This is a genomic window from Arthrobacter sp. CAN_A214 (genome assembly GCF_015751955.1).
GTDB lineage: Bacteria > Actinomycetota > Actinomycetes > Actinomycetales > Micrococcaceae > Arthrobacter_D.
In genome coordinates, this window is record NZ_JADOUU010000072.1 from 1 (window position 1) to 2,950 (window position 2,950).

Here is a 2,950-nt window from a genome sequence, read left to right on the forward strand (position 1 = left end):
CCTACCGCCGCGTGGATCAACCAGCCCTCACAGGAAGCCCTCATACAGACAGCCTGAACTAACCTGTCTCACCAGCCTTGACATCTTCCGCTTCGTCCCACCTTTGTTCACCGTGCTGGCCTACCGAATTTCCTTATAGTTGGGTACATGTCACAGTTCGTCCCGATGCCTTGCGATTTGGAGACGGAACGTCTTCGGCTTCGCCAGTTGCGCGAGGATGACAGCGAAATGGTGCGAAAGCTTTGGTTGGAGCGACGCTCTGGCCTCTCACTCCTGGCGATCGAAGAAAAATCCAATCCCGGGTTACTTGGCTACTGCGGGCTCACTGGTGCGGGTTCGGACACAGAGCCGGAGATTGCCCTCGAAAAACCGTGTGCCCCTCAACGCCAACGAAACGTAGAGGACGCACCTCCGGGACGGCTTTAGAGGTAGTTTTCGAGACTGTTCCTTTGATCTAATGACGCGATGACATCACTGACCTTCGCGCCCCTTCCGAAAGCCACTGCGGGTGATCGCGTCGCTGTCCTGTCGCCGGCGTTTGCAGCACCTGCCGTGTCGGAGGCCGTTCATGAGCAAGCGATGAAGCGGCTAACGGAAGCTACTGGGCTCATGCCGGTGGAGTATCCGACGACCAGGCAACTCAGCGCCGGCGCCGAGGCCCGGGCCGCTGACATCACTGCCGCTTTCGCCGACCCGACCATTCGGGCAGTGCTTGCAACCGTCGGGGGTGATGACCAGGTCACCGTCATCAAGCACATCGACGCCGAGGTGCTAGCGGCAAATCCGAAGCCATTCCTGGGTTACAGCGACAACACCAATCTGCACCACTTCCTATGGAGCTATGGCATCCCGAGCTACTACGGAGGCTCAACCCAAGTTCATCTCGGAGCAGGCCCGCACCTGGACGACGTGCACCTGCATTCCCTTCGGGCCGCACTTCTGGACGGTGGGACCATCGAACTGACCGACCCGGGAGAGTCTGAGGACTTCGGCATTCCGTGGACCGACCCCCGCGCCCTGGATCAGTTCGGGGTTCGAGAAACAACCGAGCCGTGGACATGGGCGGGACCGAACACCGTTGTGGAAGGCCGATCATGGGGCGGCTGCCTTGAAGTGATCGACCAGATTGCGGTCGCGGATCGCATGCCCTCCGTCGCTGACCTCCAAGGCGCTGTTCTGCTGTTCGAGACCAGCGAGGAGCTACCGACAGCGGATGAGGTGAAGCGGTGGGTCCGGGCCCTGGGCGAGCGAGGGATCCTCGAGGCCGCAGCCGGTGTCCTCGTCGCCCGCCCGCCGACAAGCCAATTGGGCCACCCGATCCCCAGCACCGATACGCGCGCCCGACTGCGTACCGCGCAGTGCGAAACCTTCATCGAGCAGATCACCGTATACAACCCTGATGCTGTCGTCTGTGTCGGAGTTCCCTTTGGCCACACCAGGCCTCAATGGATCATTCCTCACGGCGGTGCCATTCGACTCGACGGAGCAGCCCGAACCGTCACCGCCAATTACAACTAGACGAAGTCCTTCCCGATCCGACAGATGCACGGCGAAGGTTGGGTAAGCGCACAGCTTTCGCCCACTAGAATCGACCGCATTGTTCTGCCCGTAAGAATTCACCTGAAAGGAGAAGCTGTGAAGGCCAACCTGGCACCGACCAATGCACGCTGTGTCAGATATTTTCATCGAGGCGAGTGGTCGGGCGCAGGCCCCACTGCGGGGCCGGGGCTCCGAGGTCGCCCGCTAATCGTTCCTCCACCGGACACGTGAGACGAAAAGGTGCTGTAGCCGACCGCTGGACAACACGGCATCAATCAATATGTACCAGGCGTCGCTCTGAGGTATCTCTCACCGGACGATCGAACCCGTGTCGGGACGACGACCACCCATCCGATGGGAGATTCGAAGTCAGCACCTTCCCGCACATGGACAAGTGGCGGAGCCTCCTGACTGCGCTCCGTGCCACCAACAAGGGTTTAGGGGATCAGCCCAGCAAGGATTCAGGGACAAGAAGTCGTGTCTGGGTGCATCCCATGTGAGCTGCGCTTGAGACTGGTTTGGAGTCCCTCAAGAAGAACGCTCATTCCTTGATCGAGTTCAGACTTGCCGTCGTAGTCCAGAAGGTGGGGCGCCAGCTTGCGCAGGTGAGGAAAATCCTTTCTGGGTAGGCGGTGCAATCCGAGCTTCAATACGCTCTCGTACCGATACAACGCCGTCGGATTTTTCCCATGCTGGTGACCAAGCCGGCGCATGGATAAGAACTCCAGTCCCTCCGCATCCACCAGTTCAAGAGCGGCAGCCAAGACAATGTCCCGGCTCAACCGGCCTCGACGGCAACCTTCCCCTCTTTTTCGGCATCAACTGGCTCACCTTGGCCTATTTTGTGGGCAGTGTGATCGTTCTCTTCCCGCGAAGGCACCCGCATCCGCCCATTTAGTAAGCTGGCTTGCTATCGAAATCTCTACACCATAGGATTCACGGGGTAGAGCACCCGTAGAGAAGCCTGCGGACTTTCGCTCTCCCAGATACAGACCAGGTGGCGACAATGAAGACGGCAGTGACATGTTCGATGCCCATCAGGGTATGGAATTGATTACGTACCTGACGATCGCCTATATGATCGCTCGCGGTCTGGCGAAGTCCGGAAGCCGCGAACACTACAACGCATAAGCATTCCCTCGATCCCCGGACTGAAGCCAATGGGCTTGGTTCCGGGGATCGTCTTGTCTTATCAGCTCTTCCAGCGACCGCGGCCGTCATGCCGGAACCGCACCAGGATCTCCACGAGATGTCGAGGATCAACCTATGAGTGATACCGCCGCACCACCGGCCAAGCGCATCGTTCGTGTTTCCAAGCCGAATGATGTTGTTGCGTCCTATTCGGTTCTGCTGAAGCAGGTGCGCAAGGAAGGGCTCCTGGCCCGGCGCCGGCGTTTCTATGCTGGGGTGT

At 59.4% G+C, this 2,950-nt stretch carries 1 protein-coding gene; it reads left to right on the forward strand.

The genetic code is table 11. The features are described 5' to 3' along the window. Positions 1 to 465: 465 nt before the first annotated feature. Positions 466 to 1,518, forward strand: a complete 1,053-nt coding sequence (locus tag IWX65_RS17345) for a S66 family peptidase (protein ID WP_196884800.1) — start codon at positions 466 to 468, stop codon at positions 1,516 to 1,518. Positions 1,519 to 2,950 lie beyond the last annotated feature (1,432 nt).

Excerpts from the sequence above, each read along its gene's own strand:
- IWX65_RS17345 (WP_196884800.1), top strand. The coding sequence starts at position 466 with ATGACATCACTGACCTTCGCGCCCCTTCCGAAAGCCACTGCGGGTGAT.